The sequence below is a fragment of the Micromonospora sp. CNZ297 genome (assembly GCF_007827625.1).
The window spans coordinates 98,522-112,210 of sequence record NZ_VISU01000006.1 but is presented as its reverse complement, the minus strand read 5'-3'; the positions used below and the strand labels follow the sequence as shown (position 1 = coordinate 112,210).

The following is a 13,689-nucleotide window of genomic DNA, read 5'->3' as shown; positions in this document are numbered from 1 at the left end:
CCGCTAACTCCTGCAAGCAAAACGCTAGCCAGAGTTAGCAGGGTCACCGAAGGTGGGTTGCGGAGGCCATGTCCGGTCCGTACCGTTCTCCCCCGTGACCAAGATCGATATCAACGGTGCCCAGCTCGCGTACGACGAGAGCGGCACCGGAACCGCCGTGGTGCTGCTGCACGCCGGCATCGCCGACCGGCGGATGTGGCGCGGGCAGGTCCCGGCGCTCGCGCAGCGCCACCGGGTGATCGCGCTGGACCTGCGCGGCTACGGCGAGTCGGAGCTGCCGACCACGCCGTTCGCCCACCACGACGACGTGGTCGGGCTGCTCGACGCACTGGGCGTCGAGCGCGCCGCGCTCGTCGGCTGCTCGTTCGGCGGCCGGGTCGCGGTGGACACCGCGCTCGCCCACCCGGAGCGGGTCTCGGCGCTGGCGCTCTTCGGCGCTCCGGTCTCCGGCAACGAGTGGTCGGAGGAAACCGAGCAGCTCTGGGAGGAGCTGGTCGGCGACGTGGACCCGGAGGACTTCGCCGCCACCGCCGCCGGCGAGGTGCGTTTCTGGGTGGTCGGCCCGACCCGCCGCCCCGAGGACGTCGACCCGGAGCTGATCCGATTCGCCGAGGAGATGGACCGCCGGGCACTCGCCGCCGAGCAGGCGCTGAGCGCGATCGAGGTGGGCGAGCTGGACCCGCCGGCCATCGACCGGCTGGGCGAGCTGCGCGTACCGGTACTGGTCGGCACCGGCGCGGACGACCTGGCCGACATCCGCCGCCTGGCCGACCGCATCGCCGACGAGGCCCCCCAGGGCGTGCGCATGCCGGACGTCCCCGACGCGGCCCACCTGCTCCCCCTGGAGCGCCCCACCGAGACCAACGCCGCCCTCCTGCCGTTCCTCCCCTGACCGCCCCGGGCTCTCTCCCCTCGCCGCGTTGATCTTGCACTTGCAGCCCTCAGTACGCCTGGAATGCGCATTTCGCCGGGGCAGTAAGTGCAAGATCGCCGGAGGTAGAGGGCGGGGAAGGGTTACCAGGTGGGGCGGATGGCTCCCACCGGGAGGCCGCCGCCCAGCAGGGGCGGTTCGGCGTACTCGGTGAGGATGGGGGCGCGCACGTCCAGGCGCGCCAGGGCCGACACCAGGACGGGTGTGCGGGCCCTCGCGGCACCGTCGTCGATCTTCAGAGCGACGGCGCCGACCTCCGGGATCGCCGCCGCGATCACACCCTCCGCGCCGATCTTGGCGAGCAGGCCGGGTACGCCGCGCATCAGCCGGGTGTCCTCCGCCTGGGTGCCGCCGACGAGTTCCGGGTACGCCCGCATCGCGTCCGCCACCGTCCGCTCGACGGTGCCCGGCTCGGCCTCGACCAGCCGCAGGAACGCCCGCGCCAGCCCGGTCAGCGAGACGGCGAGCACCGGTGCGCCGCAGCCGTCCACCCCGACCGCCGCCGCCCGCTCGCCGGTGAACTCCTCGATCGTGGCGGTCAGGCACTGCTGGAGCGGGTGCTCGGGCCGCCAGTAGCCGTCCAGCGGCCAGCCCGCGGCCAGGCAGGTGCGCACCATGCCGGCGTGCTTGCCGGAACAGTTCATCAGCACCCGGGCCGGGCCGCCGCCGGCCCGCAGCACCGCCTCCCGGGCGGCCTCGCCGAACGGCAGGTCCGGCGGGCAGTGCAACGCGTCCTCGGTCAGGCCGGCGTCGCGCAGCAGCGCTGTCACCCGCTCGACGTGGAACTCCTCGCCCGCGTGGCTGGCCGCGACGAGCGCGATGTCGGCCGGGTCGGTGAGCGGCAGGCCGGCCCGGAGCATGCCGATCGCCTGCATCGGCTTGCTCGACGAGCGGGGGAAGATCGGCGAGGTGACGTCACCGGCCCCGGCGACCGGCTCACCGGCGGCGTCGAGCACCACCACGGAACCCCGGTGGACGCCCTCCACGAAGCCGGACCGGACCACCTCGGCGAGCGGCACGCCGCCCTCGTACGTTTTTCCCACGGTATGGACGGTACCGAGGAGACGGACCCGGTCGGCGGCGGGGTGACCTGCGACGTCGACCGGGGCGGTACGGGGTCGGAGCGGGGTGCGCCGCTTACCGGACGGTAGCCGGGACGCCGAGCAGCGTACGGGCCTCGGCGGTGGTCAGCGGGGGCCGCTGGGCGAGCTGGGCGAAGCCGACCGCCCGCGCGACGAGCTGCATGTTGGACTCCACCGGACGCCCCTTGGCGTACGTGACCGTGTCCTCCATGCCGACCCGCAGGTGACCACCGGCCGACAGCGAGGCCAGCATCACCGGGATGGTGCTGCGCCCGATGCCGGTGGCCGCGAACGTGGTGCCCTCGGGCAGGTCGCGCAGCATCTGCTGGGCCGCGACAAGGGTCGCCGTGGTGCCGGGCATGCCACCCGGCACTCCCATCACGAAGTCGACGTGCACGTGCCCGCCGTGCGGCAGGCCGTACTTGCCGAGCAGCCGCTGCAGGGCGGTGAGGTGGCCCAGGTCGAAGATCTCGTACTCGGGGACGACGCCCCGCTCCTGCATCCGGGTGTGCAGGTCGACGATGAACTCCCACCGGTTGAGGAACACGTCGTCGCCGAAGTTGACGGTGCCCATGGTGCAGGAGGCCATGTCGGGTGCGGCGTCGAGCACCGCCAGCCGGGCCGACTCCGGGTCGGTCACCGCGCCGCCGGAGGAGAGCTGCACGATCAGGTCGGTGCTCTCCCGCAGCGCCGCCACCGTGTCGCGCAGCCGCCCCTGGTCGAGCGTGGGCCGCGCGTCGTCGTCACGGATGTGGACGTGGATCACGGCAGCGCCGAGCGCCTCGCACTCCTTGGCGGTCAGCAGCAGCTCGTCGAGCGTCACCGGCAGCGCCGGCACCTCCGCCTTCGCCGACTCCGCGCCGGTGGGGGCAACCGTGATCAACGTCCCTGTCGTCATGCCCCGGATCCTAGACCGGTGCCCGGCGCCGGGTCGACCGGAGGATTTCCGGTGAAGGCGGCGTTAAGAAGGGACCTTTCCTCTACCGGAGGCGTTAATAGGGGGCCCTTCCTTACACGTCGATGGCGGCGGCGCTCTCGCCCACGAGCAGTCGGGCGTCGTCGGGCGTGTTGCGCTTCAGGACTGCCAGCGCCACCTGACCCAACTCGTAGTGCTGCACGGCGGTGCCCACGAAGCCGACCGTCCGGCCGTCGAGCGTCACCGGCGTACCGGCGACGGGCGGCTGGTCGCTCGCCACGCCGTCCAGGTGCAGCAGGACGAGCCGGCGGGGCGGCTTGCCCAGGTTGTGCACCCGGGCGACCGTCTCCTGCCCCCGGTAGCAGCCCTTGTCCAGGTGCACGGCCGGGGCGATCAGGTCCACCTCGGCCGGGATCGTCCGGTGGTCGGTGTCCACGCCGGCCCGGGCCTGCTTGGCGGCCACCCGGATCGCCTCGTACGCCCACAGCCCGGCCACCGGCACCCCGGCGCCGCGCAGCTCCGCCACCACCTCGTCCATGGCCGCCCGCGGCACGAGCAGGTCGACGCCGAGCGCCACCCGCCGGGCCCAGCCGCCGACCGGCAGCGGCTTGACGTCGTACACCGCTGACGGCCGCGCGGGCAGCTCGCCGGAACGGAACTTCGGACCCGGCACCGCTGCCACGTCGGGAGCGGCCAGCCCGGTGACGCCGAGCGTGTCGAGCGCGCCGGGCGCCTCCGGCCCGACGAGCGACAGCAGCGCGTGGTCGGCGGTGGCGTCGCGCGGGTCGACCTTGCTGAAGAACCGCATCTTCTCCAGGTATGCCAGGAGGCCCTCGGTCATCCCCGGCTCGGTGTCGAGCCAGGTGGTCTCGCCGTCGTCGGCGACCATCGCGTGCTGCTCGACGTGCCCGTGCGGGGAGAGCACCAGCAGCTCGGTGCCCTGCCACGGCGCCAGCGCGGCCAGGTGCTGGCTGGTGAGCGTGTGCAGCCAGCCGATCCGCTCCTCGCCGGGCACCGCGACCACGCCCCGGTGCGAGCGGTCGACCAGGCCCACGCCGGTGGCCAGGAGCCGCTGCTCGCGCATCGGGTCGCCGTAGTGGGCGGCCACCGGGCCGACGCCCGCCGCCCGGTGGGCCGGTTCCGGCTGGTCCCGGGTCTGGTCGTCGATGGCGTCGGTGGTCACCGCGCCCGCGATGTCGATCATGTGCGTTCCCCGTTCTGTGCGCAGCGGCCGCAGACCCCGAAGAGCGCGACATGCCCGATGTCGACCTTGAACCCGCGCTGCTCGTCCAGCTGGTCGGCGAGCGGGCGGAGCATCTCCGGGGAGATCTCGTCGATCGCCCCGCACTCCCGGCACACCAGGTGCACGTGCTGGTGCTCACCCGCCGCGTGGTAGGTCGGCGAACCGTGCGACAGGTGCGTGTGCGTCACCAGGCCGAGCCGTTCCAGCAGCTCCAGCGTGCGGTAGATGGTGGTGATGTTGACTCCGGCCGCGACCTCGCGGACCGCTGTGTGCACCTGCTCCGGGGTGGCGTGCCCCAGATCCAGGACGGCCTGGAGCACCAGCTGCCGCTGCGCCGTCAGCCGCAGCCCGCGCGAGCGGAGCATTTCCGCGAGGGAGGATTCGGACACCCTTCGATCATAGTTCGGCCGCCGCGCCGGCCGGTCCGCCGCCGGGGGTACGCCACTACGCTGCGCCAGTGGGTACGACACGGGTGGCGGTGCTCGGCCGGGGGCTCGTACCGGCGGGTGAGCCGGTGCTGCGCGGCGACGACCGGGGCGTCCTGCACGGCGACGGCCTGTTCGAGACGCTGCACCTGCGCGACGGCCGCCCCTGGCTGCTGGAGCCGCACCTGGCCCGGCTGCGGGCCGGCGCGGCGGCGATCGACCTGCCGCTGCCCCCTGATGCCGCGCTCGTCGAGCTGCTGGACGCGGTGTGCGCCGGCTGGCCCGCCCGGACCGAGGGCGCGTTGCGGCTGGTCTGCACGCGGGGACCGGAGGGCGGTGGGCCGCCCACGGTGTACGCGACGCTCGGCGAGGTGCCTGCGTCCGCCCGACTGGCCCGGCGGGACGGGGTGACTGTGGCCACGCTGCCGCTCGGGGTGGCCGCCCGGTCCCGCCCGGAACTGGGGTGGCTGCCGAGCGGCGTGAAGTCCACCTCGTACGCGCTCAGCACCGCCGCCCGGCGGTGGGCGCAGCGGACGGGCGTGGACGACGTGCTCTGGGTCTCGACCGACGGCTACGTGTTGGAGGGGCCCACCGCGAACGTGGTGTGGCTGAGTGGCGGCCGTCTCCTCACGGTGCCGGCGGCACCGACCGGAATCCTGCCCGGCGTGACCGCCGGCCATCTGCTGGAACGCGCCGGAGAGCTGGGCCTGACCGCAGGCGAGCACCTGCCCACCGTGGCCGACCTGCACGAGGCCGAGGCGATCTGGCTGACCAGCTCGCTGCGCGGCCCGGCAGAGGTCACGGCCTTGAACGGAACCCCCCGCCCGAGTTCCCCCCTGACCCAGCGCATCCAGACCCTCCTGGACCTCCCCCCACCCCCACCCCCACCCCCACCCCCACCCCGTTGATCATGAAGTTGGCGGCGACAAATCGGGCAAGGATCGCCGCCAACTTCATGATCGCCGGAGCGAGAAGGGAACGTCAGCCGGCCACCCGGGTCAGGCGGGCGGAGAGGTGCGGGCTCAGAGGGTGGCCCACGGCGGCCATCTCCTGCGCGTAGAGCAGGGCGCCCTCGACGATGCCGAACAGCCGGGCACCGGCGGTGACCTCCTTCGCCGTGGCGGTACGCACGACCGCGTCGGTGGCGAACTCGATCCGGGTGCCCTTGCGCTTGCCGATGTGCAGCTCCATCACGCCGGTCGGCGTGGTCATCAGCGCCTCCAGCTCGTCGGTCACCCGCTCACCGTCGAGCACCGGACGCCACCAGCCCACCTCACGGCCGGCGGGACGGACCGGGCGGCTCTGCTCGTCCAGGATCCACGCCCGGGACTCGTAGAACAGGAACGGCCGGCCGTCGTGGCTGATCCGGATCTCCTGCGCGTAGTCGAAGTCCTCGATCGTCGGGAACCCACCCCGGCCCCGGCCGCGCCAGACCCCGATGTACGGCAGCAGGCCGTCCAGGCTCGGGTGCAGCTTCGGGCCGACGCGCAGGTCGTGGCTCTCCTCGTACGGGTACGGGTCGACCGGCGGCGCGTTCAACCACGGCGGCTGAAGCGGACTCTCACTCACAGATTCACCACTTACCTCTAGCGATTCGCACTGCGACATAGACCAGGCCACCCGCGAGCGCGCCCAGGCCGGCGACCAGCAGGCTGACGAACCCGATCTCGGTAACCATCCGGGCCATCCTATGCTGGCGTCATGGCGCGCACTCTCGTCGTCAAGGCCACCGCCGGCGCGGACTCCCCGGAACGCTGTGCACAGGCGTTCACAGTCGCCTCCACCGCAGCCGCGGCCGGGGTGGACGTGTCGCTCTGGCTCACCGGCGAGTCCACCTGGTTCGCACTCCCCGGGCGGGCGGAGACGTTCGAGCTGCCGCACTCCGCGCCGCTCGGCGAACTGCTGCACGTGGTCCTGACCACGGGCCGGGTGACCGCCTGCACCCAGTGCGCGGCCCGGCGGGACATCGGCCCGGGCGACGTCATCCCCGGCGTACGCATCGCGGGCGCCGCGGTGTTCGTCGAGGAGGCGATGACCGAGGGCGCGCAGGCGCTCGTCTACTGAGCGACCCGCCCGGGTCGTCCACTCTGACCGGTGAGCCGATCCTGACCCGACATGTCCGGATTACGCCTACCATGTGAACGTGAGTGAGGCGATCCAACAGTTCTTCGCGTCGCTACCGGCGCGCGCCGCGTCGGTGCTGAACAGCCCGATCGGCGGCACGCTTCAGATCGACCTGGCCGACGGCAACCGGACCGAGCACTGGTACGTGACGCTGGCCCCCGGATCGGCCCAGGTGAGCCGGGAGGAGCAACGGCAGGCGGACGGCGTGCTGACCCTCTCCACCGAACTGTTCGAGAAGCTGGTCACCGGCCGCGAGGCCGGCATGGCCGCGGTGCTGCGCAACGAGGCCACGTTCAGCGGGCACGTCGTGCTGTTCCTGGCGTTCCGCCGGTTCCTGCCGACCCGGCCCGACGTACGGGATCCGCGGGACGCCGCCCGCGACCACGTCCGGCGGGTGGCGTGAAGGAGCGGGTCAGCATCCTCGACGGCAACACGTTCCTGGTCAGCGACGATCGCGGCAACATCCAGCCGTCGTACGACTTCCCCACCGGGCTGTTCTCCTTCGACACCCGGTTCCTCTCCACCTGGATCCTCACCCTCGACGGGGAAACCCTGCACGCACTCTCCATCGACGACTCGCTGTCGTACAAGACGCGGTACTTCCTGGTCCCCGGTGAGCCGACGCACTATCTGGACGCGAACGTCTCGGTGATCCGCAGCCGCGCGATCGGCGGCAGCCTGGACGAGGAACTGACAGTGCTCAACCACTCCGCGCAGGCGAAGGAGTTCCGGCTCCGGCTGGAGATCGGCTCCGACTTCGCCGACCTGTTCGAGATCAAGCACAAGCGGGACAAGAAGGGCACCACCACGCCCAGCGTGGAGACGAACGCGCTGCGGCTGACCTACCGCCGGCAGGCGTTCCACCGCGAGACGATGGTGACCAGCAGCGCGCCGGCCGAGGTCGACGAGAGCGGGATGACGTTCCGGATCCGGGTCGGCCCGCACGGCGAGTGGACCACCCGGCTGCACATCGACACAGTCATCTACGGCGCCCGGGGCGAGGACATCCGGGCCATCCTGCCGCTGGGCGGCCAGCGGACGGCGGCCGACATCGAGGCGGAACAGAGCGCCCTGATCAGCCGGGCGCCGAAGCTCGGCTGCGACTGCGAGCCGCTGGCCGGGGCGTACCGGCGCAGCCTCAACGACCTGGCCGCGCTCCGGTACGAGTCGATCACGCTCGGCGTCCGGTTGCTCGCCGCCGGCCTGCCCTGGTTCATGACGCTGTTCGGCCGGGACAGCATCTTCACCTCGCTGCAGGTGCTGCCGTTCCTGCCCGAGATGGTCAAGCCCACGATCGTCATGCTCGCCGGACTCCAGGGCAGCCGGGTCGACGACTTCCGGGACGAGGAGCCCGGCAAGATCCTGCACGAGCTGCGCTACGGCGAGACCGCCGGCTTCGAGGAGCAGCCGCACTCGCCGTACTACGGCGCCGCCGACACCACGGCGCTGTTCGTGATCCTGCTCGACGAGTACGAGCGGTGGACCGGCGACGCCGACCTGGTGCGCAAGCTGGAGCACGAGACGCGGGCGGCGCTGACCTGGCTGGACACGTACGGCGACCTGCTCGGCACCGGTTACGTCTGGTACATGTCGCGGAACCCGGAGACCGGCCTGCCGAACCAGTGCTGGAAGGACTCGCCGGACGCCATCTCCTACGCCGACGGGCGGATGCCCGAGTTCCCCCGGGCCACGTGCGAACTCCAGGGGTACGCGTACGACGCGAAGCTGCGCGGCGCCCGCCTGGCCCGCACGTACTGGAACGACCCGACGTACGCCGACCGGCTGGAACACGAGGCGGCGGCGCTGAAGGAACGGTTCAACCGCGACTTCTGGATCGCGGACCGCGAGTACTACGCGCTGGCGCTCGACCCGCTGGGCCGCCAGGTGGACGCGCTCACCTCCAACATCGGTCACCTGCTGTGGAGCGGCATCGTCGACGAGGCCCGCGCCCCCGCCGTCGCCGCCCATCTGCTCGGCCCACGCCTGTTCTCCGGGTGGGGTGTGCGGACGCTCGCCGACGACCAGGGCCGGTACAACCCGGTCGGCTACCACGTGGGCACGGTGTGGCCGTTCGACAACTCGATCATCGCCTGGGGCCTGTGGCGGTACGGCTTCCGCCAGCAGGCCGGCCGGATCTGCGACGCTCTGCTCAGCGCGTCGCACTACTTCGACGGGCGGCTGCCCGAGGTGTTCGCCGGCTACGAGCGCGGCCTCACCGACTACCCGGTGGAGTACCCCACGGCGTGCAGCCCGCAGGCGTGGTCCGCCGGCACGCCGCTGCTGCTGCTACGGGTGATCCTGGGACTGGAACCGCAGGGCGATCACCTGATCATCGACCCGGCCGTGCCGCCCGGGATGGGCCGGGTGGAACTGCTCGACATCCCGGGCCGCTGGGGCCGGGTGGACGCGCTGGGCCGCAGCCGGGAGCCGCACGAGGAACAGCCGTCGCCACCGGCGCTGACCCTGCCCGGCGGCTGACGTCAGGCCCGGCAGGGCGTGGTGACCGCCACCCGGACCCGCTCACCGGCCCGCAGCGCCAGCACCGCCGGGTCGCCCGGGCGTGCGTACGCGTCGGCCGAGTCCACCACCGGCGCGGCGCCGACGCCGAACGCGGCGGCCAGCGACTGGTCGGCCGGCACTGCGGCCTCGGACCGGGCCGTGCGGGCGGTCCCGCCACCCGGGCAGGGCGCGGTCAGCACCTGGACCGGCCCGGTCGCGCCGCCCCACCGGCCCAGCGCCGACGCCAGCACGGCCGACTCGGCGGCGGCGTCGGCGGACGGAACCCGGTAGCCGGAGCCCGCCGGGCGGCAACCGGTGTCGGCGGTGAGCAGCACCCGGCCCGGGCCACCGGCCCGGCCCTCGACCGCGACGAACTCGCCCGCGTCGGCGCGCAGCAGCGGTTCGCCGTCGAGCGTCGACACGCCGGCCCGCCAGCCCGACGGCAGCCGGTCGGCGATGCCGCGCAGCACCTCGCGTACGTCGTCGCCGCCGATCGCCACCTCGACGCCGCGCTCCAGCGTCGCGCCGTCGTCCATCGGCGTGATCCGGCAGCCGCGCTCCAGCCGGTCCGGCAGGAGCGCCGGTACGCCCGCGGCGCCGACCGCGGCGGTCAGCTCGCCGATCGCCCGGTCCACCACCGGGCCGGCCTGGTCCAGCGACCGCTGCTCCTTCACCGTCGGCGCGTCCGTGCGCACCGACCACCAGGTCAGACTCGCGAGCAGCACGGCCCACACCACGGTGGCGACCGTCAGCCAGCGCAGCCGGCGTCGGCCGCCGGGGCCGGGCCGGCCGGGCGGGGTGGGCGGGGCGTAGCCCGTCTCGACGGCAGTCACCCGGCCATGGTGTCACGGACGGGCGAGACGCCCGGCCGCGCCTCGGCACCTCGCTCAGACCGGCTCCGACCGGCGGGACAGCAGCCACAGCAGGTAGAAGGGGCGCTGTCGCAGCTCGCCGCGACGGTCGGCGTACTGGTCGGCGGCGAGCACGGCGGAGAAGAACCCGCCCGCGCCCAGCATGCCGAGCACCGGCGCCAGATGGGTGCCCTCGACCGCCACCAGCGTCGCCGCGACAGTCGCCACCGCCGCCCCTGCGGCCTGCACGGCCGAGCGCCGGGCCACCCGGGCCACCTCGGCCCGGGCCGCCCGCACCCCCTCCTGGATCTCCGCGTCGAGCTTCACGAGTTGTACCAGCGCGCGGTCCGGGTCGGTGTCGACCTCCAGCATCCGGCCTCGCAGGTACGCCTGGGTCGCGGCGAGCGCGTCGCCCTCCTGGGTCAGGATGGCGCAGTAGTCCCGCAGCGACGTGCCCTCCAGCATCGGCAGTTCGAGCTGGAGCAGCGGGGTGACCAGCCGCGCCTTCACCGGATCCCCGCTCGGCACGTCGACGACCCGATGCCCCTTGACGATCAGGTCGAGCGTGCGGTCCGGGTTGTCGCCCAGCTCGATCCGGCCTGATGTGTCGAACAGCGACGAGGTGGACTGTGCGTCCGGCGCGCGCGACTCCAGGTGGCTGCGGCGGAAGGTCTGCGGGAAGTAGACGAGCTGGCCCAGCTCGAGCAGCGGCGCGCAGTCCCGCAGGTACGCGCCGAGGCGGCCCAGGTCGTCGCACTCGGCGAAGAGCTGGTCGATCCGGATGTCCTCGTACCGGCAGCGCGGCCCGCAGTGGTCCGGGTCCTCGCCGCACCTCTTGCAGATCTCCCGGTTGACCAGATAGCGGTGCTCGCCGCCCGGCTGGGACAGGACCAGCTTGGCCGTGACGAGCGTGGCCCGCTTGGTGAGGAACGACAGATCGGTGTCGAGGCTGGCCACCGAGACGTCGAACGGGCGCCGCCGGCCGGACGCGTCGGTGCGCTGGAGTTCGCGGACGACCTCCTCGCCCCGGTTGCCGTCGATGAAGTCGATCAGATAGCGGCGGGCGTGGGCAGCGGCGTCGTCGAGCACCTGATCCCCCTCCGGCGCGTCCGGGGCGCACCGCCGTCCAGCCTGCCAGCCACGGGCGAGCCGCACAGTCGCCGGAACGGCTCGTGGCCCGCCACCCGGGTGGGCGGCGGGCCACGATCAGAGCGTGGGTCAGGCGGCGACCGAGACGGTCACCTCGTTGATCCCGCGGGCCGCGGACACGGCGGTGTCGCCGTTGCCGTGGCGGGACAGCGCGCGCAGCGTCCAGGAGCCCGGCGCGGCGAAGAACCGGAACTGCCCGGCCGCCGACGTCACCACCTCGGCGGTGAACTCGCCCGTCGAGTCGAGCAGGCGCACGTACGCGCCCGGCACGACCTCACCGGACTCGGCCAGCACGCGGCCGGTGATGACGGTCTCCTTCTCCAGGTCCAGGCTCGCCGGGAGGGGGGCGGACTGGTCCGGCGCGGCGCAGCCGGCGGCAGCCGTCGAGGCGGCGGAGGCGGCGGTCATCAGGCCTCCCCGGGCTCGTCGCCGAGCGCCACCGGCACGCCGACGAGCGAGCCGTACTCGGTCCAGGAACCGTCGTAGTTCTTCACGTTGCGGTGCCCGAGCAGCTCCTGGAGCACGAACCAGCTGTGCGAGGAGCGCTCGCCGATCCGGCAGTACGCGATCGTCTCCTTGCCGTCGTCCAGCCCGGCGTCGGCGTAGATCTTGCGCAGCTCGTCGTCGGACTTGAACGTGCCGTCCTCGTTGGCCGCCTTGGACCACGGGACGCTGATCGCGGTCGGGATGTGGCCGGCCCGCTGCGCCTGCTCCTGCGGCAGGTGGGCGGGGGCGAGCAGCCGGCCGGCGAACTCGTCGGGGCTGCGCACGTCGACCAGGTTCTTGGTGCCGATCGCGGCGACCACCTCGTCGCGGAACGCGCGGATCGAGGTGTCCGGCTCCTGCGCGACGTACTGCGTCTTCGGCCGCTCCACCACGTCGGTGACGAGCGGACGGGCGTCCAGCTCCCACTTCTTGCGGCCGCCGTCGAGCAGCTTCACGTCGCCGTGGCCGTAGAGCTTGAAGTACCAGTACGCGTACGCGGCGAACCAGTTGTTGTTGCCGCCGTACAGGATCACGGTGTCGTCGTTGGCGATGCCCCGGTCGGACAGCAGCGCCTCGAACTGACTCTTGTTGACGAAGTCCCGGCGGACCTGGTCCTGCAGGTCGGTGCGCCAGTCGAGCTTGACGGCGCCGGCGATGTGCCCGGTGTCGTAGGCCGAGGTGTCCTCGTCGACCTCGACGAAGACGACGCCCGGGGCGCCGAGGTTCTTCTCGGCCCACTCGGCCGAGACGAGTGCGGTGTCGCGACTCATCAGATCACTCCCTGGTGAGGATGGTTTGGTGAGCCTGCGCGTGGAGATCGATGTCGATGGTTGTCGCACCACACGCGGACCCTGAGCTAGGAACGGATCACGGGTACGTGCGACGGCGCCGCTGCCGGGCGTTGAGGAGGGGGAACCGGGAAAGGTTCGTGGACCCTGGGTGGCCGCCGTTCAGGCGGCCGGAGACAGCCCCGCCGTCAGATGACGGGGCGACACAGGCAGGTGGCCACGCGGCACAGGTCGACCGCGCGCCGTTTGGTGAGGAGGGTCCCCATGGGCAGGGAGATTACCAGCCGAGGCGACAGCTGCCACCAGGCCGACCAGCATCCGGGACGGCAGGCCCGTTCCCCGGACCGGCCGTGTGCGGCTTTCAGCCGGCTGAATTGATGGGCACGTTCGCCGCGTCCGCCGTGACCACCAGGCCCTCCGGCTTCGGCTCCACCTTGCGCAGGTTGAGCTGGAACGGCAGCTCCGGCAGCGGCACGTCGATCGAGATGCCCTGCGCGTACCGGGTCAGCGCGGCCCGCGCCAGCGGCACGTTCGGCAGGCCCTCGGCGGTGAGGTCGTTGAAGCGCAGCGCCACCTTGTTGCCGGCCACCGTGACGTCGGCGGTGCCGTTGACGGTGAGCTTGATGCCGAGGACGTCCACCGGGGCGGTGACGGCGAGCTTGCCGTTGCGCTCGCCCAGCGTCAGCCCGGGCCGGTCCAGCAGCTTGGCCAGGCTCTCGTAGGTGACGGTGCCCCGCCCGTCGACGCTCTCGGCCACCACGTCGCCCCGGCCGGAGCGCAGCGTGTCCAGCGAGGCGGTCACGTTGCGCGCGTCCACGTCGAGCTTCGGCACCTCGACCGCGTCGCCCTGCACGTCGCCGCGCACGTCGGTGAGCTGGATCGAGATGCGCTCGTACCGGCCGTCGAGCACCTGGGTGAGGAACGGGAAGCCACCCACCTCGACCTGCGGCGCGGCGGACTGCGCGTCCTGCTTGGCGATCTCCTGCCGGACCTGGTCGGCGATGGCGCGCTCGGCCACGCCGGCGGCCACCCGGTCGGCGACCACGAGCAGCCCGGCCAGCACAAGCAGCAGGACGAGGAAGCCGATCAGCACCTTCCGGCCCCGTCGCCGGGGTCGGCCCTCCGCCGGATACGCCTCTGCCACGCCGCCTCCAGTCCTCGCCGCCGTCACCGCGCCTCGCGGCGCAACCGTACT

Annotated in this window: 17 protein-coding genes; 5 read left to right on the top strand and 12 right to left on the bottom strand. The window is 72.9% G+C overall.

All coding sequences use genetic code 11. The features are described 5' to 3' along the window. Positions 1-94: 94 nt before the first annotated feature. Positions 95-892, top strand: coding sequence for an alpha/beta fold hydrolase (locus tag FB454_RS13515; protein WP_236619413.1), 798 nt, complete (start codon positions 95-97; stop codon positions 890-892). 122 nt (positions 893-1,014) lie between these two features. Here FB454_RS13515 and FB454_RS13510 read toward each other — a convergent pair whose 3' ends face one another. The 4 genes from FB454_RS13510 to FB454_RS13495 all read right to left on the bottom strand — a co-directional run bounded on the left by FB454_RS13510 (position 1,015) and on the right by FB454_RS13495 (position 4,537). After that, positions 1,015-1,974, bottom strand: coding sequence for an asparaginase (locus FB454_RS13510; protein ID WP_013288807.1), 960 nt, complete (start codon positions 1,972-1,974; stop codon positions 1,015-1,017). Between the two features lie 94 nt (positions 1,975-2,068). Next, on the bottom strand, positions 2,069-2,911 hold the full coding sequence (locus tag FB454_RS13505) for a beta-keto acid cleavage family enzyme (protein WP_013475115.1): 843 nt from the start codon (positions 2,909-2,911) through the stop codon (positions 2,069-2,071). Between the two features lie 112 nt (positions 2,912-3,023). Beyond that, a complete protein-coding gene (gene ygfZ / locus FB454_RS13500) occupies positions 3,024-4,133 on the bottom strand; it encodes a CAF17-like 4Fe-4S cluster assembly/insertion protein YgfZ (protein WP_145753725.1) in 1,110 nt (369 codons plus the stop codon). Then, positions 4,130-4,537, bottom strand: coding sequence for a Fur family transcriptional regulator (locus FB454_RS13495; protein WP_082171454.1), 408 nt, complete (start codon positions 4,535-4,537; stop codon positions 4,130-4,132). The genes ygfZ and FB454_RS13495 overlap by 4 nt, the downstream gene beginning before the upstream one ends. A gap of 92 nt (positions 4,538-4,629) precedes the next feature. Between FB454_RS13495 and FB454_RS13490 the strand changes: the two genes are divergently transcribed. Continuing rightward, a complete protein-coding gene (locus tag FB454_RS13490; RefSeq protein ID WP_145823013.1) occupies positions 4,630-5,505 on the top strand; it encodes an aminotransferase class IV in 876 nt (291 codons plus the stop codon). Positions 5,506-5,578: 73 nt separating this feature from the next. On the opposite strand, the gene FB454_RS13485 is transcribed toward FB454_RS13490, so the two are convergent. Together FB454_RS13485 and mtfM are read right to left on the bottom strand one after the other, a co-directional pair. Continuing rightward, entirely contained in the window at positions 5,579-6,205 is a 627-nt protein-coding gene (locus FB454_RS13485) for a heme-binding beta-barrel domain-containing protein (RefSeq protein ID WP_145753721.1), read from the bottom strand. Then, positions 6,171-6,275, bottom strand: coding sequence for a small membrane protein MtfM (mtfM, locus tag FB454_RS35370; protein ID WP_013288813.1), 105 nt, complete (start codon positions 6,273-6,275; stop codon positions 6,171-6,173). The genes FB454_RS13485 and mtfM overlap by 35 nt, the downstream gene beginning before the upstream one ends. 23 nt (positions 6,276-6,298) lie before the next feature. Here mtfM and FB454_RS13480 point away from each other — a divergent pair, with 23 nt between their 5' ends. The 3 genes from FB454_RS13480 to FB454_RS13470 all read left to right on the top strand — a co-directional run bounded on the left by FB454_RS13480 (position 6,299) and on the right by FB454_RS13470 (position 9,199). After that, entirely contained in the window at positions 6,299-6,661 is a 363-nt protein-coding gene (locus FB454_RS13480; RefSeq protein WP_013288814.1) for a DsrE family protein, read from the top strand. Between the two features lie 73 nt (positions 6,662-6,734). Beyond that, a complete protein-coding gene (locus tag FB454_RS13475) occupies positions 6,735-7,124 on the top strand; it encodes an SCP2 sterol-binding domain-containing protein (RefSeq protein WP_145753719.1) in 390 nt (129 codons plus the stop codon). Further along, entirely contained in the window at positions 7,121-9,199 is a 2,079-nt protein-coding gene (locus FB454_RS13470) for a glycogen debranching N-terminal domain-containing protein (protein ID WP_145753717.1), read from the top strand. Before FB454_RS13475 ends, FB454_RS13470 begins: the two co-directional genes overlap by 4 nt. A gap of 2 nt (positions 9,200-9,201) precedes the next feature. Here the strand turns inward: FB454_RS13470 and FB454_RS13465 are convergent, their stop codons facing one another. The 6 genes from FB454_RS13465 to FB454_RS13445 all read right to left on the bottom strand — a co-directional run bounded on the left by FB454_RS13465 (position 9,202) and on the right by FB454_RS13445 (position 13,638). Beyond that, positions 9,202-10,053 carry a hypothetical protein gene (locus tag FB454_RS13465; protein WP_013288817.1) on the bottom strand — a complete coding sequence of 284 codons (852 nt, stop codon included), beginning with the start codon at positions 10,051-10,053 and terminating at the stop codon, positions 9,202-9,204. A gap of 54 nt (positions 10,054-10,107) precedes the next feature. Next, the gene (locus FB454_RS13460; RefSeq protein ID WP_013288818.1) at positions 10,108-11,160 is read right to left on the bottom strand and encodes a hypothetical protein; all 1,053 of its coding nucleotides are present in this window, start codon (positions 11,158-11,160) and stop codon (positions 10,108-10,110) included. Positions 11,161-11,289: 129 nt separating this feature from the next. Then, on the bottom strand, positions 11,290-11,628 hold the full coding sequence (locus tag FB454_RS13455) for a DUF1416 domain-containing protein (RefSeq protein ID WP_013288819.1): 339 nt from the start codon (positions 11,626-11,628) through the stop codon (positions 11,290-11,292). Continuing rightward, positions 11,628-12,476 (bottom strand): sulfurtransferase, encoded by an 849-nt coding sequence (locus FB454_RS13450; protein WP_013288820.1) that lies wholly within the window; start codon positions 12,474-12,476, stop codon positions 11,628-11,630. Before FB454_RS13450 ends, FB454_RS13455 begins: the two co-directional genes overlap by 1 nt. A 206-nt stretch (positions 12,477-12,682) precedes the next feature. Further along, positions 12,683-12,760, bottom strand: a complete 78-nt coding sequence (locus tag FB454_RS35365) for an Ms5788A family Cys-rich leader peptide (RefSeq protein ID WP_311202345.1) — start codon at positions 12,758-12,760, stop codon at positions 12,683-12,685. A 95-nt stretch (positions 12,761-12,855) separates the two neighbouring features. Continuing rightward, positions 12,856-13,638, bottom strand: a complete 783-nt coding sequence (locus FB454_RS13445; RefSeq protein WP_013288821.1) for an LmeA family phospholipid-binding protein — start codon at positions 13,636-13,638, stop codon at positions 12,856-12,858. Between the last annotated feature and the right edge of the window lie 51 nt (positions 13,639-13,689).

Bases quoted from the DNA above. Each gene is read 5' to 3' on its own strand.
- FB454_RS13505 (WP_013475115.1), bottom strand. From the start codon at position 2,911: ATGACGACAGGGACGTTGATCACGGTTGCCCCCACCGGCGCGGAGTCG.
- ygfZ (WP_145753725.1), bottom strand. From the start codon at position 4,133: ATGATCGACATCGCGGGCGCGGTGACCACCGACGCCATCGACGACCAG.
- FB454_RS13495 (WP_082171454.1), bottom strand. From the start codon at position 4,537: ATGCTCCGCTCGCGCGGGCTGCGGCTGACGGCGCAGCGGCAGCTGGTG.
- FB454_RS13485 (WP_145753721.1), bottom strand. From the start codon at position 6,205: ATGTCGCAGTGCGAATCGCTAGAGGTAAGTGGTGAATCTGTGAGTGAG.
- mtfM (WP_013288813.1), bottom strand. From the start codon at position 6,275: ATGGTTACCGAGATCGGGTTCGTCAGCCTGCTGGTCGCCGGCCTGGGC.
- FB454_RS13480 (WP_013288814.1), top strand. From the start codon at position 6,299: ATGGCGCGCACTCTCGTCGTCAAGGCCACCGCCGGCGCGGACTCCCCG.
- FB454_RS13455 (WP_013288819.1), bottom strand. From the start codon at position 11,628: ATGACCGCCGCCTCCGCCGCCTCGACGGCTGCCGCCGGCTGCGCCGCG.
- FB454_RS13450 (WP_013288820.1), bottom strand. From the start codon at position 12,476: ATGAGTCGCGACACCGCACTCGTCTCGGCCGAGTGGGCCGAGAAGAAC.
- FB454_RS35365 (WP_311202345.1), bottom strand. From the start codon at position 12,760: ATGGGGACCCTCCTCACCAAACGGCGCGCGGTCGACCTGTGCCGCGTG.